Source organism: Microbacterium phyllosphaerae, from assembly GCF_050628115.1.
Taxonomy (GTDB): domain Bacteria; phylum Actinomycetota; class Actinomycetes; order Actinomycetales; family Microbacteriaceae; genus Microbacterium; species Microbacterium phyllosphaerae_A.
Window position 1 is genome coordinate 2,236,607 of the sequence record NZ_CP192502.1, and the last position, 26,485, is coordinate 2,263,091.

Consider the following 26,485-nt stretch of genomic DNA (forward strand, 5'->3'; position numbering starts at 1 on the left):
ACGCCGTAGGCTGTTGTGGTGACCACAGCCCTCTACCGCCGCTACCGCCCCGAGTCGTTCGGCGAGATGATCGGGCAGTCCCAGGTGACCGAACCGCTGATGACCGCGTTGCGCGGTGACCGCGTCGGCCACGCCTACCTCTTCTCCGGACCCCGTGGGTGCGGAAAGACCACGTCTGCCCGCATCCTCGCCCGGTGCCTGAACTGCGCAGAGGGTCCCACCGACGTCCCCTGCGGCACGTGCCCGAGCTGCGTCGAGCTGTCGCGCGCGGGTGGCGGTTCCCTCGACGTGGTCGAGATCGACGCTGCCAGCCACAACGGTGTCGACGACGCCCGCGACCTGCGCGAGCGGGCGACGTTCGCCCCCAGTCGCGACCGCTACAAGATCTTCATCCTCGACGAGGCTCACATGGTGACGCCGCAGGGGTTCAACGCGCTGCTCAAGCTCGTCGAAGAGCCGCCGGAGCACGTCAAGTTCATCTTCGCGACGACTGAGCCCGAGAAGGTGCTCGGCACGATCCGCTCGCGCACGCACCACTACCCGTTCCGGCTGGTGCCGCCGGCCGCGATGCTCGAGTACGTCGAGAAGCTCTGCGCCGAAGAGGGAGTGGTCGCCGAGCGCGGTGTGCTGCCCCTCGTGGTCCGCGCCGGGGGCGGCTCGCCCCGAGACACCCTGTCGCTGCTCGACCAGCTGATCGCCGGCTCCGATTCTCCCGCCGGTTCCGAGACCGTCACCGTGGCCTACGAGCGGGCAGTGGCGCTGCTCGGTTACACGCACGCCACCCTGCTCGACGAGATCGTCGACGCGCTGGCTGTCGCCGATGCCGCCGCGGCGTTCCCCGCGATCGATCGCGTCGTCCAGACCGGGCAGGACCCCCGTCGCTTCGTCGACGATCTGCTCGAGCGTCTGCGTGACCTCATCGTGATCGCGGCAGTCGGTGACGGCGCCGCATCGGTGCTGCGCGGAGTCGCCGAAGACGAGCTCGTCCGCATGCGCACGCAGGCGGATTCGTTCGGTTCCGCGCGTCTGTCGCGCACGGCCGACGTCGTCAGCGCGGCCCTCGACGACATGTCCGGCGCGACATCGCCCCGACTGCACCTCGAGCTGATGGTCGCCCGTGTTCTGGCCGCTGGAGCAGAGGCCGGGGGTGCCGCCCCGGTGGCCACTTCCGTGTCTGCCGCTGCGCCCGCGCGAGTTCAGGCGCCGTCGGCTGCCACCCAGTCCGAGCCGCGCGCTCACGCCACGGGGTCGACAGCTGCTTCAGTCGCTGCGCCGGCACCTGCCGCTGCGCCGGCTGCTGCTGCGACGCCTCAGGACGAGGCGCCCGGGGGTGCAGCGCCCGCATCCGCTGCGCCCGGAGCCGTGGTATCCGAAGCAGCCGCAGCTTCCGAAGCCGCTGCATCCGACGCGCTGCCGGCCGCGGAGACGGAGGCGGCGCCCGCAGTACCGTCCGGTCCGGTCACGTTCGACGGAATCACCGCCGCCTGGCCCGGGGTGCTCAAGCGTCTCGAAGGGCTCAGCCGCACCTCCTGGCTGCTCGCGACCGCGGTTCAGCCGCTCGCCTACGACACCGATTCCGAGGTGCTCACCCTCGGGTTCACGAGCCAGCACGACGTCGCGAAGTTCAAGGGCACGATCCCGGGCGCAGGCCCGTCTGATCACCTTCGCATGGCGATCGAGCACGAAGTCGGCGTCAAGGTGAAGTACCGGCCCGCACCGATGCCGGCGGGCGGGGCGCCTCGCCAGCCGACGACCTCCTCTTCCGGTGCGCCGACAGGCGACGCCGCCGCATCGGAGCCTGCGTCAGCGGGCTCACCGCGCTCTCAGACACGTAGCGCTTCTGCGGGGCCGGTGACCGAGTGGGCGGTGGCTTCCATCCCGGCATCCGCCGACCCCGCAACACCTCCGGCTGTCGTGCCTGCCGTGTCTCAGGCGGTTCAGGCGGCGGCGTCCGCTGCTCCGGCTTCGTCAGCCCCGGCCTCTTCGTCAGCCCCGGCCTCTTCGTCAGCCCCGGCCGCTCCCGCAGCCCCGACCGCGCCTGATGCCGATCGTCCGGTCGGAGACGACGAGCAGCCGCCTCCGCTCGATGACGAGCCGCCGTACTTCGACGACGAGCCGCCGTACGATCCGGCGTACGAGCCGGTGCCGACATCGCAGACGGGAACATCCGCCGGCCGTGCGCAGGCGCATCCGTCGTCATCGACCCCCGCGCAGTCCGCACCGGTGCAGCCTGCTGCGCCGGTGCGCAAGGTGGCATCCGCCGCCGCAGCCCCGGTGATCACCGAGCGCACCCCCGCAGGGGGAGTCCAGCGCTACGGCGAGGCCGTGATCCGCCAGGTGCTCGGCGCCACATTCGTGCGCGAAGAGCCCTACGAGCCCCCGACGAGGTTCTCCTGATGTATGACGGAATCGTCCAGGAGCTGATCGACGAGTTCGGCCGTCTCCCCGGAATCGGCCCCAAGTCCGCGCAGCGCATCGCGTTCCACATCCTGCAGACGCCGACTTTCGACGTCGCACGTCTGTCGGAGCTGCTCGTCGAGATCCGCGTCCGCGTGCGATTCTGCGAGGTCTGCGGCAACGTGGCAGAGCAGGAGCGCTGCACGATCTGCCGAGACCCGCGTCGTAATCCCGAGCTGATCTGCGTCGTCGAGGACGCCAAGGACGTGGCTGCCATCGAGCGCACGCGCGAGTTCCGCGGGCTGTACCACGTGCTCGGCGGGGCGATCAGTCCCATCGCCGGCATCGGGCCCGACGACCTGCGCATCGCCCAGCTCATGACGCGCCTCGCCGACGGGACGGTGCAGGAAGTCATCCTCGCGACGAACCCGAACCTCGAGGGCGAGGCCACGGCGAGCTATCTCAGCCGACTGCTCACGACCATGCAGATCACCGTCTCGCGTCTCGCCTCCGGGCTCCCGGTCGGCGGCGACCTCGAGTACGCCGACGAGGTCACACTCGGTCGCGCGTTCGAGGGTCGGCGGGTGCTGTGATCACCCGGCGCGTGCGGTGAACGCCCAGGGAGGGTTCTCCCGCCGCGGGTGGCTGCTCTTCGGAGCGATGGCCCTGCTGTGGGGCGTCCCGTATCTGTTCATCAGCATCGCAGTCGAGTCGCTCTCTCCTCCCGCCATCGTCGCGGGGCGCACGCTCATCGCCGCACTGCTTCTCCTGCCTTTCGCGCTCCGTGGCGGCGCGCTGCGTGCGGCGCTGAAGCACTGGCCCTGGGTCCTGGCGTTCGGACTCGTAGAGATGGCCGGACCCTTCGTGCTGCTCGGCCATGCCGAGATGACACTGCCTTCGGGAATGACGGGTCTGCTCGTCGCCACAGTGCCGTTGTTCGCCGCGCTCATCGCCCTGGGCGGGGGAGACCGAGGGGTCCTTCGCCCCGCGCGGGGCGTCGGGCTCCTGGTGGGTTTCATCGGCGTCGCGATCGTCGTCGCCGGCCCAGGACTCGTCGGTGGCGAGGTCAGTCTGCTCGCCGCCGGTGAGGTGCTGCTCGTCGCCATCCTCTACGCGATCGCACCGTTCATCGTCGCCCGCAAGCTGAACGACGTACCCTCGCTCGGCACGATCACCCTGTCGCTGCTGATGATCGGGATCATCTATCTTCCGATCGGTCTTCTGACCCAGCATCAGATGCCGACGCTGCCCTCGATCGTCGCGCTGCTCGCTCTCGCCGTCATCTGCACGGCCATCGCATTCCTCGCCTTCTTCGCGCTCATCCGCGAGGTCGGTCCCGTGCGAGCGCCGCTGTTCACCTACGTCAACCCGGTTGTCGCGATCATCCTCGGAGCGATCGTGCTCGCCGAGCCGCTGACTCCCGGTCTGCTCATCGGATTCCCGCTGATCATCGTCGGATGCTGGTTCGCCGCGACCGGAGGGCGATTGCGCCCACCGGCATCCGTCGCTCCCGACCTCACGCCTGCTCCACTCCCGCCCGCGCCCTGACAGGCCACCTATCCCGTCACATGCGAAGCAGGGCATATGCGCCGATCGTAGAATGAGCGGTGGGCGGATCCGCCCGACATCCCAGGGAGTGAACGTGGCCCTCATCGTGCAGAAGTACGGCGGCTCCTCAGTCGCCGACGCAGAGAGCATCAAGCGCGTCGCCAAGCGCATCGTCGACACGCGTCGCGCAGGGCACGACGTCGTCGTCGCCGTGAGTGCGATGGGCGACACGACCGACGAACTGCTCGACCTCGCCAACGAGGTCGCGCCGATCCCCGCGCCGCGCGAACTCGACATGCTGCTCTCGAGCGGCGAGCGCATCTCGATGGCGCTTCTGGCCATGGCGATCCACTCGATGGGCTTCGAGGCGCGATCGTTCACCGGCAGCCAGGCCGGCATGATCACAGACTCTCAGCACGGCGCCGCCCGCATCGTCGACGTCACGCCCATCCGTCTGCGCGAAGCGCTCGACGAGGGCGCGATCGTCATCGTCGCCGGCTTTCAGGGCTTCAACCGCGACACCCGCGACATCACCACGCTCGGGCGCGGTGGCTCGGACACGACGGCCGTCGCTCTCGCCGCAGCGCTCGACGCCGACGTCTGCGAGATCTACAGCGACGTCGACGGCATCTTCACGGCAGACCCCCGCGTCATCCCGAAGGCGCAGAAGCTCGACCACATCGGCAGCGAGGAGATGCTCGAGCTCGCCGCGAACGGCGCCAAGGTGCTCTACATCCGCGCCGTCGAGTACGCACGCCGTCACGGCGTCCTGATCCATGCCAGGTCGACGTTCTCGTCGTCCGAGGGCACATACGTTCTGGGCGAGGGCATGAAGAACCCTCGCGAAGCCGAGGGAGCAGCAGCCATGGAAGAACCGATCGTCGCCGGTGTCGCCACCGATTTCGGCCAGGCCAAGATCACCGTCGCAGGCGTGCCAGACGTGCCGGGCAAGGCAGCGGAGATCTTCAAGATCGTCGCCAAGTCGGGCGCGAACGTCGACATGATCGTGCAGAACGTGTCGGCCACAGGACGCACCGACATCTCGTTCACGGTTCCCAAGGCCGATTCGGCGGCAGCGCTCAAGGCGCTCGCGGGGGAGCAGACCGAGGTCGGCTTCCAGAACCTCGTGCACGACGATCAGATCGGCAAGCTCTCGGTCGTGGGTGCCGGAATGCGCACGCACTCCGGAGTCTCGGCGGTGCTATTCGAGGCGCTGTCCGCCGGCGGCATCAACATCGAGATGATCTCGACGTCCGAGATCCGCATCTCGGTGGTGCTCCGCGACACCGACCTCGCCGAGGCGGCCCGCACCGTTCACACCGCCTACGGTCTCGACGGCGACGCCGAGGCCACGGTCCACGCCGGCACCGGCCGCTGACCCTCGCCGGTCCGTCACGATCTGCGGACGACTGCACGATCTGCGGACGTACCGTGCGGTTTCAACCGCGAATCGTGACTTCGTCCGCGGATCGTTCACCGGCCGCTGACCCACACCCGGCCCCACCCGACGGCGCTCGATCACCGGGCGGCACGGTAGACTCACCGAAACCCTGACATCGGCGCCAGGCGCGGCATCCGCATCCCGACGTCGCGCCCGAAGCCTCGCCTGCAGTACTGCACGACGCCAAGGAACATCATGACCCGCATCTCCGACTCAGGACTCTCCGTCGCCATCGTGGGCGCCACCGGCCAGGTGGGCACCGTGATGCGCGAGATTCTCGCCGAGAGAGCCTTCCCGATCCGCGAGCTGCGCCTGTTCTCGTCATCGCGATCGGCCGGCACGGCGATCGAGTTCGGCGGCGCCACGGTCGTCGTCGAAGACGTAGAGACCGCGGATGCCGGGGGCATCGACATCGCCCTCTTCTCGGCCGGCGCGACCGCCAGCCGCGCCTACGCTCCCCGCTTCGCCGAGGCCGGAGCCGTCGTCGTCGACAACTCCAGCGCCTGGCGCAACGATCCCGAGGTCCCGCTGGTCGTCAGCGAGGTCAACCCGCACGCGATCGACGACCGCCCTCGCGGGATCATCGCCAACCCGAACTGCACGACCATGGCAGCCATGCCGGTTCTGAAGGCGCTGCACGCCGAAGCGGGTCTCGAGCGCCTGATCGTCTCGACCTACCAGGCCGTCTCCGGTTCGGGTCTCGCCGGTGCGCAGGAGCTCCTCGGGCAGGTCGAGGGCGTCCTCGCCCAGGGCGACACCCTGCGGCTCGTGCACGACGGCTCGTCGATCGATTTCCCCGAGCCCGAGAAGTACGTCGCCCCGATCGCTTTCGACGTCATCCCCTTCGCAGGCAACCTGGTGGACGATGGCCAGAACGAGACCGACGAGGAGAAGAAGCTCCGCAACGAGAGCCGCAAGATCCTCGAGCTGCCCGACCTCCGTGTCGCCGGCACCTGCGTGCGCGTTCCCGTCTTCACCGGCCACTCGCTGTCGATCAACGTCGAGTTCGCGAACGACATCACGCCGCAGCGGGCCGCCGAGGTGCTTTCGGCCGCTCCCGGTGTCGTCCTCGACGAGGTGCCGACGCCTCTGCAGGCTGCGGGCAAGGACCCGAGCTTCGTCGGACGCATCCGTGCCGACCAGTCCGCTCCCGAGAACAAGGGCCTCGTGCTGTTCATCAGCAACGACAACCTGCGCAAGGGCGCAGCGCTCAATGCCGTGCAGATCGCCGAGATCCTCGCCGAGCGACTGGTCGCCATAGCCTGATCGCATCGCGGCCATGCGGATCCGGTCTCACGAGACGGGTCCGCGTGGTCAGGCGTGCCGTGACCTCGAACTAGACTGTCGTGGTGACCGAAACCGTCGATGTCGTCTTGATCGGTGGTGGCATCATGAGCGCCACCCTGGGTACCCTTCTGCACGAGCTGCAGCCGGATTGGAAGATCGTCGCGTTCGAGCGACTCTCCGATGTGGCTCAGGAGTCCTCGAACCCCTGGAACAACGCGGGCACCGGCCACGCGGCGCTCTGCGAGCTGAACTACATGCCGCAGCAGAAGGGCGCGCCTCTCGATCCGGCCAAGGCCGTCTCGATCAACGAGCAGTTCCAGCAGAGCCGTCAGTTCTGGTCGTCGCTGGTCGATCGGGGTGTGCTCGACGCCCCCTCGACCTTCATCAACGCGACGCCGCACATGACGTTCGTGCGCGGCGAGAAGGACGTCAAGTACCTCAAGGACCGCTACGAGGTGCTCAAGAAGCAGCCGCTGTTCGACGGCATCGAGTACAGCGAGGACTCCCGCGTCATCAACAAGTGGGCGCCGCTCCTCATGCAGCAGCGCCGCAAGGGCGAGCCGTTCGCCGCGACGCGCGTGCCGGCAGGCACCGATGTCGACTTCGGTGCGCTGACGCATCAGCTCTTCGACCACCTCACCGAGTCGGGCGTCACGCTGCGCACCAACCACGAGGTCAAGAGCCTGAAGAAGCAGAAGGACGGCACCTGGCTGGTCAACTACCGCACCACGATCGGGCGCACGCCGAACCAGGTCAAGGCCCGCTTCGTGTTCGTGGGGGCGGGCGGCTGGGCGCTCAAGCTGCTGCAGCGCTCGGGGATCCCCGAGATCAAGGGCTATGGAGTCTTCCCCATCGGGGGTCAGTTCCTCAAGACCTCCAACCCGAAGATCGTCGCGCAGCACCAGGCCAAGGTCTACTCGCAGGCATCCGTGGGCGCTCCGCCGATGTCGGTGCCGCACCTCGACACGCGAGTGGTCGGGGGCGAGGCCTCGCTGATGTTCGGCCCATTCGCGACCTTCAGCCCCAAATTCCTCAAGAACGGCTCGATGCTCGACATCGTGTCGCAGGTGCGCACGCACAACCTGTGGCCGATGCTGCGGGTCGCGTTCGCGAATCCCGACCTCATCACCTACCTCGTCGGCGAGCTGATGAAGAACCATGCGAAGAAGGTCGACAGTCTCCGTACGTTCATGCCCACGGCCAAGGACGAGGACTGGACCCTGATCGACGCCGGTCAGCGTGCGCAGGTGATGAAGAAGGACGCCAAGAAGGGCGGGATTCTGCAGTTCGGCACCGAGGTCGTCGCGGCGTCGGACGGATCGATCGCCGGTCTGCTCGGCGCATCGCCCGGAGCATCCACCGCGGTGCCGATCATGCTCGATCTGCTCAAGAAGTGCTTCCCCGCCGAGTACCCGGGCTGGGAGTCCGAGCTGCGCGAGCTCATCCCGACGTTCGGCGAGAAGCTGAACACGGATGCGGCGCTGGCAGCGAAGTCCACCGCGGCGACGGCCGCCGCACTCGGCATCAACGAATAAGCGGCCTGTGGCGAAGCTCTACTTCCGCTACGGGGCGATGAACTCGGGCAAGTCCACTTCGCTGCTGCAGGCCGCGTACAACTACGAGGAGCGCGGGCAGCATGTGCTTCTCGCCAAGCCCGCGATCGACACCAAGGGTGCCTCCGAGATCGCGAGTCGCCTCGGCGTCACGCGAGAGGTCGACTTCCTCGTCGCGCCGGACGCCGACATCCGGGCACTCTTCGGCGAGCATCGGGAGCGCGTGCGTCGCGCAGTCGCCGGCGAGCCGGTCCGCGGCGGATCGATCGACGTCGCGTGTCTTCTGATCGATGAAGCGCAGTTCCTCACCGCCGAGCAGGTCGACGATCTCTTCCGCATCGCGATCGAAGACGGCATCCCCGTGATCGCCTATGGCATCCGCAACGACTTCCTCACCCACGCCTTTCCCGGGTCGGCCCGCCTGCTCGCCATCGCGCACTCCCTCGAGGAGCTGAAGACGATCTGCCGCTGCGGTCGCAAGGCGGTCTTCAACGGTCGCGTGATCGGCGGGCGGTTCGTGTTCGATGGAGACCAGGTCGCCATCGACGAAGGAGCTGCCGGTTCTGTCGCTCCCGAGGTCACGACCTACGAGTCGCTGTGCGGCGCCTGCTACCTCGAAGAGTCCGGCGGACGCCTGGGCTGACAGCTACGACCACCCCGACCACGGGCGGTGTGTCGGCATGCCCGGATTGCGTGGTCTGACCACAGGCGCTACTGTGGTCAGACCACATGGAGCGCGTCGACGGTCGACGCCGCCGACGCGAACGACGAGGAGAGCGGATGCCCGAGCAGCCCGCGCGCGCCTGGCGCCTCGTGCTCGAACACGTCGAGCGGGACCTGCTCGACGGTCGTCTCGGCCCCGGCGATCGGCTCGCCTCGGAGCGAGATCTCGCTGCCGATCTCGGTGTGGGGCGATCGAGCGTCCGCGAGGCGCTGCGCGTTCTCGAGGTCATGGGCCTCATCCGGACGGCTACCGGCTCCGGACCCCAATCGGGTGCCATCGTCATCGCGACCCCGACCGGAGGCATGTCGACGCTGCTGCGCCTCCAGGTCGCAGCTCAAGGCTTCCCCCTCACCGACGTCGTGCAGACGCGGCTGCTGCTCGAGGACGCCGTCGCCGCAGCCCTCGCCGGCCAGCAGGATCCGGATCTCGTCGCTGCGCACAGCGTCCTCGATGCGATGGATGCCGAGGGCCTGACCTCCGCCGAGTTCCTCGCCCTCGATGCGCAGCTGCACCTCGCGCTGGCCGAGTCGAGCGGCAACACCGTCGTCGCGGCGATCATGGCCGGGCTCCGCACAGCGATCGAGTCGTACGTGCAGGAGGGGGCGGCATCCATCACCGACTGGGATGCCATGGCGGACCTTCTGCGCGCCGAGCACCGCGCGATCATCACGGCCATCGCCGCGGGTGACGCGACGACGGCCCAGGAGCTCGTGCGCGCCCACATCACCGGCTACTACACGGCGGCGGGACTCACCCGCAGCACCCGACCCACCGACTGAGAGGACACGACATGGTCCAGCGCCAGCTTCCCAATCCCGCAGAGCTGCTCGATCTGATGAAGTTCAAGAAGCCCGAGTTCGACGGCAAGAAGCGCCGCCTCGACTCGGCGCTCACGATCGACGACCTGCGCACCATCGCCAAGCGCCGCACGCCCAAGGCGGCGTTCGACTACACCGACGGTGCGGCAGAGGGAGAGCTCTCGCTCACGCGTGCACGCCAGGCCTTCCAGGATGTCGAGTTCCACCCCGGCATTCTGCGCCCGGCTCCATCGGTGGACACGTCCGTCGAGATCCTCGGCGGCCCGTCAGCGCTTCCTTTCGGCATCGCCCCCACCGGATTCACCCGTCTCATGCAGACCGAGGGCGAGGTCGCGGGAGCCGGTGCCGCTGCCGCGGCAGGCATCCCGTTCACCCTGTCGACCCTGGGCACGACGTCGATCGAGGGCGTCAAGGCGGCGAACCCCCACGGTCGCAACTGGTTCCAGCTGTATGTCATGCGCGATCGCGAGATCTCGTACGAGTTGACCCGACGTGCGGCCGCCGCCGGTTTCGACACCCTGCAGTTCACGGTCGACACCCCCGTCGCGGGCGCGCGCCTGCGCGACAAGCGCAACGGCTTCAGCATCCCGCCCCAGCTGACGCTCGGGACGATCGTCAACGCGATCCCTCGTCCGTGGTGGTGGTACGACTTCCTCACCACGCCCAAGCTCGAGTTCGCGTCGCTGAGCACCACCGGCGGCACTGTCGGCGAGCTGCTCGACGCCGCGATGGACCCGACCATCAGCTACGACGACCTCGCGGTGATCCGCGACATCTGGCCCGGCAAGATCGTGATCAAGGGCGTGCAGAACGTCGAGGACTCGGTGCGACTGCGCGACGCCGGCGTCGACGGCATCGTGCTCTCGAACCACGGAGGGCGCCAGCTCGACCGTGCGCCCATCCCGTTCCACCTGCTGCCGGAGGTGCGCAGGGCCGTCGGCGGCGACTTCACGGTCATGATCGACACCGGCATCATGAACGGTGCCGACATCGTCGCAGCGGTCGCGCTGGGTGCCGACTTCACGCTCATCGGCCGTGCCTACCTGTACGGCCTGATGGCCGGGGGACGTGCGGGCGTGGACCGCACGATCAGCATCCTCCGCACCGAGATCGAGCGCACCATGCGCCTGCTCGGTGTGGCCTCGCTCGCCGAGCTCGAGCCCGCGCATGTCACCCAGCTCACGCGCCTCGTGCCGGTCACCCGCGCTGCATCCGACGCGGTGGTGCGCTGACGCGGGCCTCCGTCAGGCCGCGGACTCGGCGACTCGTCGGGTCCGCGGCGGCCAGGGGACGAGCATGGATGTCGTCCGGCGGTAGTCGTCGTACGCGGGATACTTGCCCGCGGTGATCGACTCGGTGAAGATCGTCGATCCGATGAACAGGATGCTGAGCAGGAACGGCCCGATCACCGTCCAGTTCAGCGCGCCGCCGAGGAAGCCGGCACCCGAGGCGACCGCAGCCGTCGCCCCGATCGCGTAGAGCGCCCACCACTGGCTCTGCTCGAAGAAGAAGTTCGGGTGACGGCTGAACCGGAACAGTCCCTCGGTGGCGAAGCCGGGGGAGAGCGTGCCGCCCGCCTGCTTCTTGCGTCGGTGGAACTCCCACTGCTGCTGGTCTGCGACGGTCTCGCCGAGGAGCAGTGCCAAGAAGATCGCGGCGAACACGAAGTCCCACGCGTTCAGCGGAGCAGGATGCTGCAGAGCGATCTCTGCCGGCAGCGTGATCAGCACGAGCAGCGTCATCTGGTACCCGATGATGAACAGCAGGTTGAAGAGCTGGAACTGCCACGGTTTCATGCGTCCGCGAAGAATCGCCCACCGGTAGTCCTCCATCCCGGTGTATCCGCCCTTGCGGGCGAAGTTGTAGGTCAGGCGCACACCCCACAGGGTCACGAGGGCGGCCATGAGAACCAGGCGGCTCGCGTCCTGACCGCCGGCGAGGGCAGTGCCCGCGAAGATCCACACGTAGACGACCGGCACGATCGACCAGGCGCGGTCGACCCACGAGGTGTCGCGGGTCATGAGCGACAGGATCCAGCACGCCGCGCTCGCGACGGCGGCGGTCAGGACGACGATCAGCAGCGGTTCCATACCGACATGCTAGAACTCCGTCGCCCTTGTGGGCCGGAGGCAGGGGTGAGCGTCAGAGCGTGGGGAGGAGCGCGTCGAGCTTGTCAGCGGTGTCCTCCCAGCCTTCCACGGCGACGGAGGGGACGCCGATCGCGCGCACGGGGTAGTCGTTGCCACCCTCGTCGAGACGGTCGCCGTAGAACAGCATCGAGGTCAGCGGGATGCCGGTGTGCTCGGCGAGCTGCCGCATCCCATAGGCCTTGTCGATCCCGGAGAGGGTGATGTCGATCGACGTCGAGCCGCCAGAGCGCACCTCGAGGTCGGGAAGACGGGCGGCCACGGCATCCCGCAGAGCCTCGCGCTTGGCGCCGGACGGGTCCCAGTCGCGCTTCGCGTCGTGCGGAGCCTTCTGCCCGAGGGCCGAGAACGTGATCTGCGAGCCGCGGTCCTCGAGGATGTCGCCCCACGGCTCTGCCTCCCAGAGCCCCAAGCGCTCGGCCTCTTCGCGCAGTGCGGTCAGCGCACCGGTCTTCTGCTCGGCAGTGAGGTCCTGCGCGTACACGGGAGTGAAGTCCGCGCCGTCATGACGCAGGTACCGGGTTCCGCAGGTCGGAAGCAGATGCAGTCGTGCGGCCGTCGTGGCGTCGATCTCGCCGAGCTGGGCGACGACCTGCGAGCGGAACTGGGTCTCGTTGCCGCCCGAGATGATCGCGACCTCGACTCTCTGCATCAGCGCGAGCAGCAGCGAGGCGATGCGCGGGTCGATGGCGCCCTTCGAGGGGGCGAGGGTGTCGTCGAGATCGAAGGCCACGAGATCAGGCGAGGTCATGATGCTTCCAGATTACGGGGTGGACGCTGAGAGCTCTGAGGTGCGAAGAGCAGGGTGCCGGCGATCGCGACGAAGACACCGATCAGGGCGCCTCCCGAGTTCGCGATCACATCGGTCACGGTCGCGGCACGATGCGGCAGTGCCAGACGCTGTGCGATCTCGATCGAGATCGACAATGCCGGCCCCAGGATCACTGCGAGCGGCCAGAGGCGGCGAGGCACGAGCACGAACGCCAGGACCCCCACCGGCACGAACACGAGCACGTTCGCGATGATCTCGAGGCGCGTGAAGTCGAGTGACTCCCAGCCCAGCCGGTGCGCGGCAGAGAGCACGAGGTCTAGCACGTTCGGCATCGTGTCCTCGACACGCGCGGGAGTGAGAGTGAGCAGGGCGAGACCCGCGAAGAAGGGGATTGCGAGGGCGAGCGCGATGCCGCGGGTGAGACGGCGCGGGGGAGGGAACAGGTTGCTCATGCGGTCCCCTTCGCCTCGGTCCTGGTACAGAGAAGGCCGCCCGTGAGGGCGGCCTTCCGGTGTTACTGGTCGGGGTGACAGGATTTGAACCTGCGACCTCTTCGTCCCGAACGAAGCGCGCTACCAAGCTGCGCCACACCCCGTTTTGCAACCCTCCGAGTCTACAGCGAAATGCTCTCAGCGCCGAATCGAGGGCTCAACCGCGCGCCGTCAGCGTGAGCAGCGTTGCCTCGGGGCGGCACGCGAAGCGCACGGGCGCATAGATCGAGTGTCCGCAGCCGGCGCTGACGTTGAGGGGCACCGTGCGTCCACCCTGCGTCCACGTGCTCAGGCCCTTGGCCTGCTTGAGCGGGATGTCGCAGTTCGCGACGAGAGCGCCGAAGCCGGGGAGGCATACCTGCCCGCCGTGCGTGTGCCCGCCGAAGATCGCATCCGCGCCGAGCTCGATGTAGCGGTTCATCACGCGCTGGTAGGGCGCATGTGTGACGCCGAGCACCGAGGTGCCCGGTTCCCGCGGTCCGAGCGCGTCGATCGCCGCGGGCAGATCCTCGAGGCGGTCCCACTGCCGGTGCGCATCGCTCACGCCGAAGAAGTCGATCGTGTCGCCGGCGACCGTGAGTCGAGCGGCCGTGTTGTTCAGGTCTGCCCAGCCGAGTTCTTCGGTGAAGAACTCGTCCATCGCATCGGTGTCGAGGAATGTGGGCTCGTGGTGCCGCTGCGAGGGACCGGCGAAGTAGCGGATCGGATTGCGCGGCGACGGGCCGTTGACGTCGTTCGACCCGTGCACGAACACGCCGGGGATGCCGGCGAAGGGCTCGAACGCCCGACGGATGCCCTCGAGGCCATCACGGTGCCCGAGGTTGTCACCGGTGTTGATGATGAGATCGGGTTTCAGCTGGGCGAGCGAGGCGAGCCAGTCCTGCTTGCGATGCTGCCATGGCGCCATGTGCGCATCCGAGATGTGCAGCACGCGCAGCGGTGCGGATCCGGGAGCCAGGGCTGCTGCCGTCGCCTCCCGAACCGTGAACAGGTAGCGCTCGATGCCGATGCCCCAGACAGCGGCCGCAGCACCAGCGGCCCCCACCGCGCCGAGCGCGATGAGGGCCGGGTGTGCCGTGCGTCGTGAGGTCACTGGCAGGTGACCGAGATCGCCGTGGACTTGTTGGTCACGGTGTTCGCAGGCGGGTTCGTGCTCGCCACGACGGCGCTCGGCGGGTTGCACGAGTTGTCGAAGGAGATCGACGAGAACCCTGCGCCGAACAGTGCATTCTGGGCGGCGGCCTTCGGCTGCCCGGTGATGTCCGGCACGGTGGTTCCCTGGCCGTTGCTCGGCGAGATCGTGACCGTGGCACCGCTCGGGGCCTGACCCGAAGGGTCCTGCGCGACGATGACGTCACCGGCGGGACCGTCGGCGGGCGCGCCGACCACGACCTGGAAGCCCGCGTTCTCGAGTGTGGCGGTCGCTGTCGCGGTGTCCATCCCGATCACGGAGGGGACATCGGTCAGCACCTGCTTGCTCAGGTTCGCATCCGGCTGGGGGAACGCGTCCCCGCCGAAGATGTTGTTGGCCGCACGCTGCATGGTTTTGGCGAGCTCGTAGCGCATCGCGTTCAGCGCGGTGCCTCCCCAGCTCTGCTTGAGAATGCTGGCCTGACCCTCCGAGCGGCCGACCCAGATCGCCGTGGTGACCTTGGTGCTCGACTCGATCATCATGGTTCCCCACGACTCGTGGGTACCGGTCTTGCCGATCAGCGGGGTTCCGTCGTTCGTGTTCGCCTGTCGACCGGTTCCGCCATTGATGACTCCCTGCAGGGCGAAGGCGGCGGTCGCGGCGACCTCGGGAGAGATCACCTGGGAGCACTTCGACTCCGGGATCGGCAGGTCGTTGCCGTCGGCGTCGACCACGCGGTCGATAGCCTTCGGGGTGCAGTAGATGCCGCCGTTCGCGACCGTGGCGTAGGCGCCGGCCATCGCGAGCGGCGAGATGTACTTCGAGCCGAGGATGTCGTAGGGCGCCGGGCTGCCGTCGGTGGTCTTGCCACCGTTGGCGAGCGTGACGCCCATGCGGTCCGCTACGGCGTTGATCTTGCAGAGGTCGAGCTTCTCGGCCATCGCGAGGTAACCGCTGTTGAGCGAGTCGGCGGTGAACTTCATCACGGTTCCGGTGTAGCCGCCGGCGTTGTTGAAGTTCTGGATCTTGGTGCTGTTGCGGATTCCGTCGTCGCCGCATTTGAACTTCGAGAAGACGCGGTTGGTTCCGTTCAGGGTCTCTCGCACCGAGTGGCCCTCTTCAAGCCAGTCGATGAGTGTGAAGAGCTTGTAGGTCGAGCCGACCGAGAAGCCGTTGGATCCACCGTGCGCCTTGTCGGTGCCGAACACCAGCGCGGTGTAGGCCTGGTCGCCCTGGATCGTCTCACTGAAGTTGGTGTTCTGCGTGATCGCGAGCACTCGACCCGTGCTGGTCTCGAGCGAGATGCCGGCCGCACCGAAGAACTGGTTGTCGTAGTTCGCCGGAACCGTGTTCGCCATGACCTCGGCGCCCGCGCTCTGGATGTCGATGTTCATCGTCGAGTAGATCTTCAGGCCGCCCTGACGAAGCAGATCGCGGCGCTCCTGCTCGGTCGCGCCGAAGGCCGGGTCGTCGAGGACGACGGACTTCACGTACTCGCAGAAGTAGGCGCTGCGGGCCACGTTGCCTGCCGACACGCAGCCCTGCGTGGGCTGAGAGATCGCCGGCGTGATGGGGGAGGCGTCCGCCTCGTCGTACTGTGCCTGGGTGATCTTGCCGAGTGCGAGCATCCGCTCGAGCACGTAGTGACGGCGGTCCATGGTCTGGGCATAGCCGTCTGCTTCGCTGTTGTGCCCGACGCCGTCCTTGTCGGTCCACGTGCCGGCGGGTCGATCGATCCGGTACTGGTTCGGGTTCTGCACCATTCCGGCGATCGTGGCCGCCTGCGCGACCGTGAGGTTCGCAGCCGTGGTCGAGAAGTAGTAGTTCGCCGCCGCCTCGATGCCGTAGACCGTGCCGCCGAAGTTGGCGATGTTGAGGTACCCGAGCAGGATGTCGTTCTTCGAGTACTCCTTCTCGATCTGCAGGGCGAACCGCATCTCCTGCAGCTTGCGCTCGATGCCCTTGGCGCCGACCGCGTTGGTCGCATCGGCCCAGCACTGCTGCAGGTCATCGGCGTAGGTGCCGGAGGCGGGATCGGCCTCCTGCTCGCACTCCTGGATCAGCACGTTCTTGACGTACTGCTGGGTGATGGTCGACGCGCCTCGGTCGTCGGTGCCGCGGAGGTTGTCGACGAGGGCCTTGGCCGTCGCGCCGACGTTGATGCCGCCATGGCTGAAGTAGTCCTTGTCCTCGCTCGAGAGGACAGCGTCGAACACGACGGGGTTGATCTGCTCGTACGTCACCGGCACGCGGTTCTGCTCGTAGAACGATGCCAGCTCGACCGGCGTCCCGTCGGAGGCGGTCGCGTAGATCGTCGACTGCTCCATCGGCCGGTTCACCTGGAGGTTCGCGGGGAGGTCTTCGAAGATCGTGAGGGCCTGGGATCCGGCGATACCCGTCATGGCGAGAACAGGGGTGACGCTGGCCGCGACGAGGAGGCCGGCTACGGCGCTGAGCCCGACGAGTCCGAGGACTCCGCCGAGCGCACCTTTCACCGTGCGATTCTTTTGAGGCATACGCTTGATCGTAGGGGAGTTCCCTGAATACCGCCTTTGACGCATCCGCGCGCGCGTATGCGGCCAGACAGGAGTGCCATGACCACGTGGGAGTACCTGACCACCCCGCTGCTGATCCACAACACCGCCGCGATCCTCAACAACTGGGGCAAGCAGGGCTGGGAGCTCGTGCAGGTGATCCAGGGGCCTGAGGGTGGGCTCGTCGCCTACTTCAAGCGTCCGGTGACCGCGGAGGCCGCAGGCAACGCCGGTCTCGCAGCGGCCGCCGAAGCATCCCGCCAGTTCGAGGGGGGCGCGGTATGAGCGTCTCCGAGCGTCTGAGCGAACTCGGCATCGAGCTGCCTGCGGTCGCCGCCCCCGTCGCGGCCTACGTCCCCGCCGTGGTGCACGCCGGTCTCGTCCACACCTCCGGTCAGCTGCCCTTCTCGGGTGGTGCTCTGCCCGCCACGGGCAAGGTCGGCGCCGAGGTCTCGGCCGAAGACGCGAACACCTACGCCCGCACCTGCGCCCTCAACGCCCTCGCGGCGGCCGCGGATGCCGCAGGCGGTGTCGACCGAATCGCCGGAGTGCTCCGGGTCGGCGGCTTCGTCGCATCCACTCCCGACTTCACAGGCCAGCCCGGGGTCATCAACGGCGCGAGCCTCGTGCTCGGCGAGATCTTCGGAGATGCCGGCCGACACGTGCGCGCCGCAGTCGGCGTGCCCGTGCTGCCGCTCGACAGCCCGGTCGAGGTGGACGTCGTCTTCATCCTCGCGTGAGTCCGCACGCTCAGAACGCCCCCTCCCGAATCTGAATCGGGAGGGGGCGTTCTGCGTTCGTGCTACTTGACCTGCGCCGAGATGATGCTCATCACGGCGGTGTCGGCCAGTGTCGTGGTGTCGCCGACCTCGCGGCCCTCTGCGACATCGCGCAGGAGGCGTCGCATGATCTTGCCTGAGCGGGTCTTCGGCAGCTCGCCGACGATGTAGACGTCGCGCGGTCGTGCGATCGCACCGATCTGCTCGCCCACCCACAGACGCAGCTGCTGGGCGAGGCCCGCGGGGTCGTGAGCTGCGAGGTAGCTCTCCTTGATGATCACGAACGCGACGACGGCCTGACCGGTGGTCTCATCCGCGGCGCCGACGACCGCGGCCTCGGCTGTGGCCTCGTGGGCGACCAGCGAGGACTCGATCTCGGCCGTCGAGAGGCGGTGACCCGAGACGTTCATGACGTCGTCGACACGACCGAGCAGCCACAGGTCGCCGTCGGCATCCAGACGTGCGCCGTCGCCCGCGAAGTAGTAGCCCTGCTTCTCGAACTTCTCCCAGTAGGTCTCCTTGAAGCGCTCTGGGTCGCCCCAGATGCCGCGGAGCATGCTCGGCCACGGCTCGGTGACGACGAGCAGGCCGCCGTTGCCGTTGCCCACCTCGACCCCCGCCTCATCGACCACGTCGATCGAGATCCCGGGAAGCGGCACCTGCGCCGAACCCGGCTTGGTCGCTGTGACTCCGGGAAGCGCCGAGACCATGATGGCGCCCGTCTCGGTCTGCCACCACGTGTCGACGATCGGGGTCTTGCCGGCGCCGATCACATCGCGGTACCAGATCCACGCCTCGGGGTTGATGGGCTCGCCCACCGAGCCGAGCAGGCGCAGCGATGACAGGTCGAACTTCGCGGGGACGCTGCGACCTATCTTCATGAACGAGCGGATGGCGGTCGGTGCGGTGTAGAAGATCGAGACCTTGTACTTCTCGATGATCTCCCACCATCGGCCGGGGTGCGGAGCATCAGGTGTGCCCTCGTAGATGACCTGGGTGGCGCCGTTGGCGAGGGGACCGTACGTGACGTAGCTGTGGCCGGTGATCCAGCCGATATCGGCCGTGCACCAGTAGACGTCGGTCTCGGGGTGCAGGTCGAACACGTACTTGTGCGAGTAGGCGGCTTGGGTGAGATAGCCGCCGGACGTGTGCAGGATGCCCTTCGGCTTTCCGGTGGTGCCCGAGGTGTAGAGGATGAACAGCGGGTTCTCGGCGGGGAAGGCTTCGGCGGTGTGCTCGGGGGATGCCGCGGGGACGACCTCGTGCCACCAGAGGTCGCGGCCCTCTTCCCACTCGACCTCGTTCTCGCCGCGCTTGACGACGAGCACGTGCTCGACCGTCTGCTGCTCACCGTCTCCCCGGTCGGCGAGCGCCTGGTCGACCGCGGGCTTGAGGGCGGATACGCGGCCCTTGCGGTACCCGCCGTCGGCGGTGATCACGAGCTTCGCCCCGGCGTCGTCGATTCGCGAGCGCAGGCTGTCGGCGCTGAATCCGCCGAACACGACGGAGTGGATCGCCCCGACGCGGGCGACCGCGAGCATCGACGCGACTGCTTCGGGGATCATCGGCAAGTAGATCGCGACACGGTCGCCGTGGCCGACCCCGAGCCCCTCGAGCACGTTGGCGACGCGCTTGACCTCCTCGGTGAGCTCGGCGTAGGTGATCGACCGGGAGTCGCCCGGCTCGCCCTCCCAATGAAGGGCGACGCGGTCGCCGTTGCCCGCCTCGACGTGCCGGTCGAGGCAGTTGTAGGCGACGTTGAGCTCGCCGTCGTCGAACCACTTCGCGAACGGGGGAGTCGACCAGTCGAGCACCTGCGTGAACGGCTTGTGCCACTCCAGGAGCTCGCGGGACTGCTCGCCCCAGAACGCCTCGCGGTCGGCCGCCGCACTCTCGTACAGCGCCGGTGACGAGACCGACTGGGCGACGAACTCTTCGGACGGCGGGAACTGGCGGGTCTCATCGAGAAGATGATCGATCTGACTGCTCATCGGCAGACGCTCCTTTGCGGCATGGCAGGTCGTGCGGGCATGACCGTACGGGGGCACGATCAGGTCAGGGCGAATCTAGTCCCGGCCACCGACGTCGCATACTGCCGAAAGTAGGTAGTGCGACGGGTTTTGTCAGGACGGTCGCCTTGCGTACACTCGACGTCAGCCGAATTCTCATTCTGGCCTTGGCGTGCCCGATTCCCCCATGAGGGACGCCGTGGGCGGCATCTCATTCCCCCCGTGAGATGCCGCCCTTCTCTGTGTGGGAGCGTTCTCGCGGATCGCGCATCCCCGCGCCGCCCTGAACCGCGTCCCCTCTGCACGGATGCCGTTCGTTCGCGGTTCTTCACAGGGCGTGAAGAGATGGCTCGCGGCGGCGGCTTCAGGGCTGGGGTCTCGCCTACTTTCGGGGGATGTCAGATCCCTTCGTCCTCCAACCCCGCGGCATCACGCCTTGGGGTGCAGGCTTCTCGTCCGGCCCGCAGACACCGCTGACCGTGGATCCGGTGTTCGGCCCGCTCGCGGAGCATTGTGCAGATGAATCGGTCACGGACATCTTCGTCAACGGTGCGTCAGGACTCTTCGTCGATCGTGGTCGCGGCGCCGAACCCGTCTCCGGCTGGAGCGCCTCCGAGCGCGAGGCGCGCGACCTCGCCGTCGCACTCGTCGGCCTCGGCGGCAGACATCTCGACGATCAGGCGCCATGCGTCGACGTCAGGCTGGAATCCGGCATCCGCGTGCACGCGGTGCTCGCACCGATCTCGACGACGGGCACTGCGCTCTCGATCCGCGTGCCCCGAGTGCGCGCGGCCGACCTCGAGGCGCTGGCCGTACTCGGCACGTTCGACGCTCGGCAGCACAGCTGGCTTCGGGGGCTCGTCGAGGAGCGTGCGAACATCCTCATCACGGGAGGCACCGGCACAGGAAAGACGACTCTGCTGTCCGCCCTGCTCTCGGAGGTGCCGACGGCGGAGCGCATCGTCACGATCGAAGACGTGGCCGAGCTGCGGCCGCGGCACCCTCACCATGTCGCCCTCGAGGCTCGGCAGCCGAACCTCGAGGGTGCTGGTGGCATCACCCTTGCCCGGCTCGTGCGGGAGTCGCTGCGCATGAGGCCCGACCGGCTCGTCGTCGGCGAGTGTCGGGGTGAGGAGGTGCGAGAGCTCCTGACCGCGCTCAACACCGGACACGACGGCGGTGCGGGCACCCTGCACGCCAGTGGGCTGAGCGATGTGCCGGCGCGCTTGGAGGCGCTCGGTGCGCTCGCCTCGATGGATGCCACGGCGCTCGCGCGCCAGGCGGTGAGCGCGTTCACCGTCGTCCTGCACCTCGAGCGCGCGCCGGGCGGGCAACGACGAATCGCACAGGCGGGGGAGTTCACGCTGATCGGCGATCGGCTCGGCGTCGATGAGGTGCGACCGTGGTGATTCGTAGGCGACGAGGCGCTCCCGACACCGGCGCGGATACGGCCACGTCTGTGCAGACCCTTGCGGTGCTCCTGCAGGCGGGTGCGGTCCCGGTGGTCGCGTGGCGCCACCTCGCGTCGATCGGCGATATGCATGCGGAGTCGATCGTCGCTCGGATCGACTCGGGTGCGCCGCTGGTCGCCGCGATCGAAGCCGAGGGCGGGGCGTGGCAGGATCTCGCCGCGGCGTGGGAGGTGGCGACGACCGTGGGCGCTCCGCTCGCCGAGGTGCTGAGAATGATCGCCGAGACGCTTCGCGACGCGGCATCCGCCGCCGATGATGTGCGCATCGCTCTGGCCGAGCCGGCCGGCACCGCTCGGCTGCTGCTCTGGATGCCGTTCGCGGGGCTCCTCCTGGGCTTCGCACTCGGATTCGACACCGTCGGAGTGATCGTCGGCACTCCGGCCGGCGCGGGCTGCGTCGTCGCCGGTCTGCTGCTCGTCCTCGCGGCGCGGATGTGGACGGCGCGGCTGCTCAGGCGCGCCCGTCCCGAACCGGGCACTCCCGGAATGCGGGCCGAGCTCATGGCGGTCGCCCTGTCGGGCGGTGCCTCCATACCGCGCGCTCTGCGCCTGGTCGAAGAGAGCCCCGCATCGCGCATCGGGGATGACGCCCGCATCCGTTCGGTGCTCGATCTGTCGCACTCCGCCGGAGTGCCCGCCGGCGAGCTCCTGCGTGCATCCGCCGGTCAGGAACGCCACGCGTCCCGCGTCGACGGTCGCATGCGCGCGGCGAAGCTCTCGACGAAGCTCCTCATCCCGCTCGGGGTCTGCACACTGCCGGCCTTCCTCCTGCTCGGAGTCGCCCCGCTGCTGCTGAGTGTCCTGAGATCGACACCGCTACCGCTGTGATCACCGCACGCCACCGGATGCAGCGAGCATCCGCCCAGAGAAAGAAGGAATCCATGAACACCATCCCGCCACTCACCCGCAGCCGCGCAGCGACGCTCTTCGGCGACGACACCGGCGCAGCCACGGCGGAGTATGCGATCACGACCATGGCCGCAGTGGCCTTCGCCGGTCTCCTCGTCGTCATCATGAGGTCGGACGAGGTGCGCGGCATCCTCACCGACCTCGTCCGTCGGGCGCTCACGGTGTCGTGATGGGGGCCGTCCGCTGCGGGGAACGCGGCTCCGTCGCGGCCGAACTCGCGCTCGCGCTGCCCGCTGTCGTGCTCGTGCTGCTCCTCGGTGCGGGCGCGCTCGGCGCGGCCTCCCGTCAGGTCGCCCTCCAGGATGCGACGGCGGATGCCGCACGACTTCTCGGCCGGGGTGAAGACGAGGTGGCCGCGGCCCGGGCGGTGACCACGGCTGTCCCGGGAGCGGGGATGTCGACGAGTTCATCCGGAGACCTCGTGTGCGTGTCCGCGCGGACGGACTTCGAGGTCGGCGGGCTCATCCGGGTCGGACTGCAGGCATCCAGCTGCGCGCTCGCCGGGGGCCTGTGATGCGCGGGCCCTCGGAAGGGGATGACTGATGGCGGGCTCAGCCCTCGCGGCCGGTCTCCTGTCGGTCGCCGCGGCGCTCTCGTTGGGGCTCGCCGCAGTCGGGGGAGCGGCGGTCACGGCGCAGCGTGCAGCCGGAGCGGCCGATGCCGCGGCGCTCGCCGCGGCGGACGCCGCCAGCGGCGCGATAGCGACCGGCGAGGAGCCGTGCGCTCTCGCTGCCCGTGTCGCTGCCGCCTCCGGCGCGACGCTGACCGGCTGCGCCGTCGACGGCTTCGTGGCGACCGTGCAGGTGAACGCGGCGTACGCTGGACTCGCTGCCGTCTCCCGAGCCCGTGCTGGGCCACCCGAGGGATCCTGACGGCGGCACGAAGCACTTTCCGGCGAAAATGCGGGCGACCACTGTGACCAACCCATCACGGCGGTGTGTATGGTGTGCTTCGAAGAAAGGACGCTCCCTTGGCTGAAGGCAAGAAGCTCGTCATCGTCGAGTCTCCGACGAAGATGCGGTCGATTCAGGGGTATCTCGGCGATGGCTACGAGGTGCTCAGCTCTGTCGGCCACATCCGCGACCTCGCAGACAAGAAGGACATCCCCGCCGCCGACAAGCAGGCCTACGGGAAGTACTCGATCGACGTCGACAACGACTTCGACCCCTATTACGTGGTCTCCGATCGCAAGACGAAGACCGTCGCCGAGCTCAAGCGTGCGCTCAAGACAGCCGACGAGCTCCTGCTCGCAACAGATGAGGACCGCGAGGGCGAGGCCATCGCCTGGCACCTGCTCGAGACTCTCAAGCCCAAGGTGCCTGTCAAGCGCATGGTCTTCCACGAGATCACCAAGGACGCGATCCAGGCCGCCATCGGCAACACCCGCGAACTCGACATCGATCTCGTCGACGCGCAGGAGACCCGCCGCATCCTCGACCGGCTCTACGGCTGGGACGTCTCACCCGTGCTCTGGTACAAGGTCAAGACCGGGCTGTCGGCCGGACGTGTGCAGTCCGCAGCCACCCGCATGATCGTCGAGCGTGAACGAGAGCGCATGGCGTTCGTCTCCGCCGAGTACTGGGACGTCGAGGCGCTCGCCTCCTCGTCGTCCGGATTCAAGGTGCGTCTCGTTCGCGTCGACGGCGGCCAGCTCGCCCGCGGCACGGACTTCGACGATGAGGGAAAGCTCAAGAAGGCTGTCGTCATCCTCGACGAGGAGAAGGCCGCAGCACTGGCGCACGCCGTCGATGCGGCAGGCACCGGCGCGGTGACCAAGGTCGAGGCGAAGCCGGGAACCCGCAGCCCCTACGCGCCGTTCACGACCTCCACGATGCAGCAGGAGGCGGGGCGCAAGCTCTCGATGAGCGCCAAGCAGGCGATGAGCGTCGCCCAGCGGCTGTACGAAAAGGGTTACATCACCTATATGCGTACCGACTCCGTGGCGCTGAGCACGCAGGCCGTGCAGGCGGCGCGCAGCCAGGCTGTCGCGCTCTACGGCGACACGGCGGTGCCCCTCAAGCCGCGCGTCTACAAGTCGAAGAGCAAGAACGCGCAGGAGGCGCACGAGGCGATCCGTCCCTCGGGCGAGACCTTCCGCACGCCGAAGTCCGTGTCCTCCGAACTCGATCGCGAGGAGTTCCGCCTCTACGACCTCATCTGGAAGCGCACTGTCGCCAGCCAGATGGCCGATGCGAAGTACGAGACCACGACGGTCACGATCGCCGTCGACGCCGCAGGGCAGAAGGCCGAATTCACGGCCTCCGGAACCGTGTACACCTTCAAGGGCTTCCTCGACGCGTACGAAGAGGGTCGTGACGAGAAGCGCAACGACAAGGATGCCGACGAGAACCAGTCGCTTCCGATCGTCGCCGTCGGCGACGAACTGCGCATGTCGGAGTCCGAGGCCAAGGGCCACCGGACGACGCCGAAGCCGCGTTACACCGAGGCCTCGCTCGTGAAGGCCCTCGAAGAGCACGGCATCGGGCGTCCGTCGACGTTCGCCAGCATCATCGGCACCGTGATCGATCGCGGCTATGCCACCAAGCGCGGCCAGGCCCTCGTGCCGACCTGGCTCGCATTCAGCGTCGTCCGTCTGCTCGAGGAGCACTTCGCCGACCTGATCGACTACGACTTCACCGCCGCGCTCGAAGACGACCTCGACGCGATCGCCCGTGGTGAGCAGAAGCGCGTCGAGTGGCTGCGCTCCTTCTACTACGGGTCCGACTCGCATGTCGGCCTCCGTCAGACCGTCGACAACCTCGGCGAGATCGACGCCCGTGCGCTGAATTCGACACCGATCACCGATACGGCGACGCTGCGGTTCGGCAAATACGGTCCCTACCTCGAGGTCGCGAACCCCGACGCCCCGGACGAGAAGCCCCGCATCGTCAACGTGCCCGAGGATCTCGCGCCCGACGAGCTGACCGCAGCCAAGGCGCAGGAGCTCATCGATGCGCCCGTCGCGGGCGACCGTGTGCTGGGCACAAACCCCGACAACGGCAAGATCGTTGTCGTCAAGGACGGCCGATTCGGGCCCTATGTGCAGGAGAACGACCCGGTGTCCGAAGACGCCGCCGTCGACGAGGCGACCGGAGAGGTCGTCGAGGCGCCCAAGCCGAAGCGCGGAGCCAAGAAGGCCGCGGCACCCAAGCAGCGCACCGCCTCGCTGTTCCGTTCGATGTCGGTCGACACGATCGAGCTCGATACCGCACTGCAGCTGCTCAGCCTGCCGCGCGTCGTCGGAGCCGACCCCGAGACGGGCGACGAGATCACGGCGCAGAACGGCCGCTTCGGTCCGTACCTCAAGAAGGGAACAGACTCCCGGTCGCTCGAGAGCGAATCGGAGATCTTCGATGTGACCCTCGAGAAGGCGCTCGAGATCTACGCGCAGCCGAAGTACGGAGCAGGTTCCCGTCGTGCGTCGAGCGCGCTCGCCGAGTTCGAGGCCGACCCGGTCAGCGGCAAGCCGATCCGCATCCGCGACGGCCGCTTCGGCGCGTACGTCACCGACGGCGAGACCAACGTGACGATCCCGAGAGGCCAGAAGGTCGAGGACATCACCTTCGAGACAGCCGTGCAGATGCTGGCGGACAAGCGGGCGAAGGGTCCGGCTCCCAAGCGAGGCGCGGCGAAGAAGGCTCCCGCCAAGAAACCTGCGGCGAAGAAGCCGGCCGCCAAGAAGCCGGCCGCGAAGAAACCTGCGGCGAAGAAGCCCGCGACGGATGCCGAGAAGGCCGCCGCGCGCTCAGCCGCAGCCAAGAAGGCGGCGGCGACCCGAGCCGCGAACGCCGCGAAGAAGGCCGGTTCGTGACGTCGAATCCCGGCGTCTGGATCACACTCGAAGGCGGCGACGGCTCAGGCAAGACCACGCAGGCCGAGCTCCTCGCCGAATGGCTGAGGGACGCCGGTCGAGCCGTGGTGCGCACGCGTGAGCCCGGAGGGTCGGAGGTCGGCCAGCTGATCCGCGACATCGTGCTGCACCACCGAGGCGACATCGCTCCCCGTGCGGAGGCTCTGCTCTACGCCGCCGACCGTGCGCATCACGTGGCGACGGTCGTCCGCCCGGCGCTGGCACGTGGCGAGGTCGTCCTGCAGGACCGCTACCTCGACTCGTCGGTGGCCTACCAGGGCGCGGGCCGCGTGCTCGACGGCGATGAGGTCCGCAACCTCTCGCTGTGGGCGGCCGAGGGCGCTCTGCCCGACCTCACCGTGCTGCTCGACCTCGATCCCGAGTCCGCTCGCGTGCGTCTCGACTCGGCGGACAAGCCGTTCGACAGGCTCGAGGCCGAGAAGACCGAGTTCCACGCGCGTGTCCGCGAGTCCTTCCTCGCCCTGGCGGCAGCCGAGCCCGTGCGATTCCTGGTGGTCGACGCCTCCGCCACCCCCGAGGCGGTCGCCGCGCAGATCCGCGAGCGCGTCGCGACCCTCGTCGCCTGAACCACTCAGTCGTCTCGCATCCTCCGCGGGTGCCGC

General features: G+C 68.2%; 24 protein-coding genes and 1 tRNA gene. 18 read left to right on the plus strand and 7 right to left on the minus strand.

What is annotated here, in order from left to right; translation table 11 throughout:
• Positions 1 to 18: 18 nt before the first annotated feature.
• The 9 genes from ACQ4LY_RS10485 (at position 19) to ACQ4LY_RS10525 (ending at position 11,000) form a co-directional block, all read left to right on the plus strand.
• Positions 19 to 2,397, plus strand: coding sequence for a DNA polymerase III subunit gamma and tau (locus ACQ4LY_RS10485; RefSeq protein WP_431071231.1), 2,379 nt, complete (start codon positions 19 to 21; stop codon positions 2,395 to 2,397).
• Entirely contained in the window at positions 2,397 to 2,990 is a 594-nt protein-coding gene (gene recR / locus ACQ4LY_RS10490) for a recombination mediator RecR (RefSeq protein WP_056312693.1), read from the plus strand. Before ACQ4LY_RS10485 ends, recR begins: the two co-directional genes overlap by 1 nt.
• Before the next feature lie 16 nt (positions 2,991 to 3,006).
• Complete coding sequence (locus tag ACQ4LY_RS10495; RefSeq protein ID WP_431071234.1) at positions 3,007 to 3,945, plus strand: DMT family transporter; 939 nt, start codon at positions 3,007 to 3,009, stop codon at positions 3,943 to 3,945.
• Between the two features lie 94 nt (positions 3,946 to 4,039).
• Positions 4,040 to 5,323, plus strand: coding sequence for an aspartate kinase (locus ACQ4LY_RS10500; RefSeq protein WP_056313625.1), 1,284 nt, complete (start codon positions 4,040 to 4,042; stop codon positions 5,321 to 5,323).
• 258 nt (positions 5,324 to 5,581) lie between these two features.
• A complete protein-coding gene (locus ACQ4LY_RS10505) occupies positions 5,582 to 6,652 on the plus strand; it encodes an aspartate-semialdehyde dehydrogenase (protein ID WP_431071236.1) in 1,071 nt (356 codons plus the stop codon).
• Positions 6,653 to 6,777: 125 nt separating this feature from the next.
• A complete protein-coding gene (mqo, locus tag ACQ4LY_RS10510) occupies positions 6,778 to 8,208 on the plus strand; it encodes a malate dehydrogenase (quinone) (protein WP_431075668.1) in 1,431 nt (476 codons plus the stop codon).
• Positions 8,209 to 8,215: 7 nt separating this feature from the next.
• A complete protein-coding gene (locus ACQ4LY_RS10515) occupies positions 8,216 to 8,869 on the plus strand; it encodes a thymidine kinase (protein WP_431071238.1) in 654 nt (217 codons plus the stop codon).
• A 137-nt stretch (positions 8,870 to 9,006) separates the two neighbouring features.
• The gene (locus ACQ4LY_RS10520; protein WP_431071240.1) at positions 9,007 to 9,729 is read left to right on the plus strand and encodes a FadR/GntR family transcriptional regulator; all 723 of its coding nucleotides are present in this window, start codon (positions 9,007 to 9,009) and stop codon (positions 9,727 to 9,729) included.
• Between the two features lie 11 nt (positions 9,730 to 9,740).
• The gene (locus ACQ4LY_RS10525; protein WP_431071242.1) at positions 9,741 to 11,000 is read left to right on the plus strand and encodes an alpha-hydroxy acid oxidase; all 1,260 of its coding nucleotides are present in this window, start codon (positions 9,741 to 9,743) and stop codon (positions 10,998 to 11,000) included.
• 12 nt (positions 11,001 to 11,012) lie between these two features.
• On the opposite strand, the gene ACQ4LY_RS10530 is transcribed toward ACQ4LY_RS10525, so the two are convergent.
• The 6 genes from ACQ4LY_RS10530 to ACQ4LY_RS10555 form a co-directional block, all read right to left on the minus strand.
• Positions 11,013 to 11,858 carry a DUF1295 domain-containing protein gene (locus tag ACQ4LY_RS10530; RefSeq protein ID WP_431071244.1) on the minus strand — a complete coding sequence of 282 codons (846 nt, stop codon included), beginning with the start codon at positions 11,856 to 11,858 and terminating at the stop codon, positions 11,013 to 11,015.
• Positions 11,859 to 11,910: 52 nt separating this feature from the next.
• Positions 11,911 to 12,666: an HAD-IIB family hydrolase gene (locus tag ACQ4LY_RS10535; RefSeq protein ID WP_431071246.1), complete on the minus strand. Its 756-nt coding sequence runs from the start codon at positions 12,664 to 12,666 to the stop codon at positions 11,911 to 11,913.
• Positions 12,663 to 13,139 (minus strand): VanZ family protein, encoded by a 477-nt coding sequence (locus tag ACQ4LY_RS10540; protein ID WP_431071248.1) that lies wholly within the window; start codon positions 13,137 to 13,139, stop codon positions 12,663 to 12,665. The genes ACQ4LY_RS10535 and ACQ4LY_RS10540 overlap by 4 nt, the downstream gene beginning before the upstream one ends.
• A gap of 66 nt (positions 13,140 to 13,205) precedes the next feature.
• Positions 13,206 to 13,282 (minus strand) — tRNA-Pro (locus ACQ4LY_RS10545).
• 53 nt (positions 13,283 to 13,335) lie between these two features.
• Positions 13,336 to 14,271, minus strand: coding sequence for a metallophosphoesterase (locus ACQ4LY_RS10550; RefSeq protein ID WP_431071250.1), 936 nt, complete (start codon positions 14,269 to 14,271; stop codon positions 13,336 to 13,338).
• Positions 14,268 to 16,826, minus strand: a complete 2,559-nt coding sequence (locus tag ACQ4LY_RS10555) for a transglycosylase domain-containing protein (protein ID WP_431071252.1) — start codon at positions 16,824 to 16,826, stop codon at positions 14,268 to 14,270. Before ACQ4LY_RS10555 ends, ACQ4LY_RS10550 begins: the two co-directional genes overlap by 4 nt.
• Before the next feature lie 78 nt (positions 16,827 to 16,904).
• Here ACQ4LY_RS10555 and ACQ4LY_RS10560 point away from each other — a divergent pair, with 78 nt between their 5' ends.
• Both ACQ4LY_RS10560 and ACQ4LY_RS10565 read left to right on the plus strand, forming a co-directional pair.
• Complete coding sequence (locus ACQ4LY_RS10560; RefSeq protein WP_431071254.1) at positions 16,905 to 17,129, plus strand: hypothetical protein; 225 nt, start codon at positions 16,905 to 16,907, stop codon at positions 17,127 to 17,129.
• Positions 17,126 to 17,584 (plus strand): RidA family protein, encoded by a 459-nt coding sequence (locus tag ACQ4LY_RS10565; RefSeq protein WP_431071256.1) that lies wholly within the window; start codon positions 17,126 to 17,128, stop codon positions 17,582 to 17,584. The genes ACQ4LY_RS10560 and ACQ4LY_RS10565 overlap by 4 nt, the downstream gene beginning before the upstream one ends.
• A 62-nt stretch (positions 17,585 to 17,646) precedes the next feature.
• On the opposite strand, the gene acs is transcribed toward ACQ4LY_RS10565, so the two are convergent.
• Positions 17,647 to 19,614, minus strand: coding sequence for an acetate--CoA ligase (acs, locus tag ACQ4LY_RS10570; RefSeq protein WP_431071258.1), 1,968 nt, complete (start codon positions 19,612 to 19,614; stop codon positions 17,647 to 17,649).
• A 413-nt stretch (positions 19,615 to 20,027) separates the two neighbouring features.
• On the opposite strand from acs, the gene ACQ4LY_RS10575 reads away from it, so the two are divergent.
• The 7 genes from ACQ4LY_RS10575 (at position 20,028) to tmk (ending at position 26,449) form a co-directional block, all read left to right on the plus strand.
• Positions 20,028 to 21,041, plus strand: a complete 1,014-nt coding sequence (locus ACQ4LY_RS10575) for a TadA family conjugal transfer-associated ATPase (protein WP_431071260.1) — start codon at positions 20,028 to 20,030, stop codon at positions 21,039 to 21,041.
• Complete coding sequence (locus ACQ4LY_RS10580) at positions 21,035 to 21,931, plus strand: type II secretion system F family protein (protein ID WP_431071262.1); 897 nt, start codon at positions 21,035 to 21,037, stop codon at positions 21,929 to 21,931. The genes ACQ4LY_RS10575 and ACQ4LY_RS10580 overlap by 7 nt, the downstream gene beginning before the upstream one ends.
• A 53-nt stretch (positions 21,932 to 21,984) precedes the next feature.
• A complete protein-coding gene (locus ACQ4LY_RS10585; RefSeq protein WP_431071264.1) occupies positions 21,985 to 22,182 on the plus strand; it encodes a DUF4244 domain-containing protein in 198 nt (65 codons plus the stop codon).
• The gene (locus ACQ4LY_RS10590) at positions 22,182 to 22,526 is read left to right on the plus strand and encodes a TadE family type IV pilus minor pilin (protein WP_431071266.1); all 345 of its coding nucleotides are present in this window, start codon (positions 22,182 to 22,184) and stop codon (positions 22,524 to 22,526) included. The genes ACQ4LY_RS10585 and ACQ4LY_RS10590 overlap by 1 nt, the downstream gene beginning before the upstream one ends.
• A gap of 28 nt (positions 22,527 to 22,554) precedes the next feature.
• Complete coding sequence (locus tag ACQ4LY_RS10595; RefSeq protein WP_431071268.1) at positions 22,555 to 22,884, plus strand: helicase; 330 nt, start codon at positions 22,555 to 22,557, stop codon at positions 22,882 to 22,884.
• Positions 22,885 to 22,982: 98 nt separating this feature from the next.
• A complete protein-coding gene (gene topA / locus ACQ4LY_RS10600; protein WP_431071270.1) occupies positions 22,983 to 25,823 on the plus strand; it encodes a type I DNA topoisomerase in 2,841 nt (946 codons plus the stop codon).
• Positions 25,820 to 26,449, plus strand: coding sequence for a dTMP kinase (gene tmk / locus ACQ4LY_RS10605; protein ID WP_431071272.1), 630 nt, complete (start codon positions 25,820 to 25,822; stop codon positions 26,447 to 26,449). The genes topA and tmk overlap by 4 nt, the downstream gene beginning before the upstream one ends.
• Positions 26,450 to 26,485: the final 36 nt, after the last annotated feature.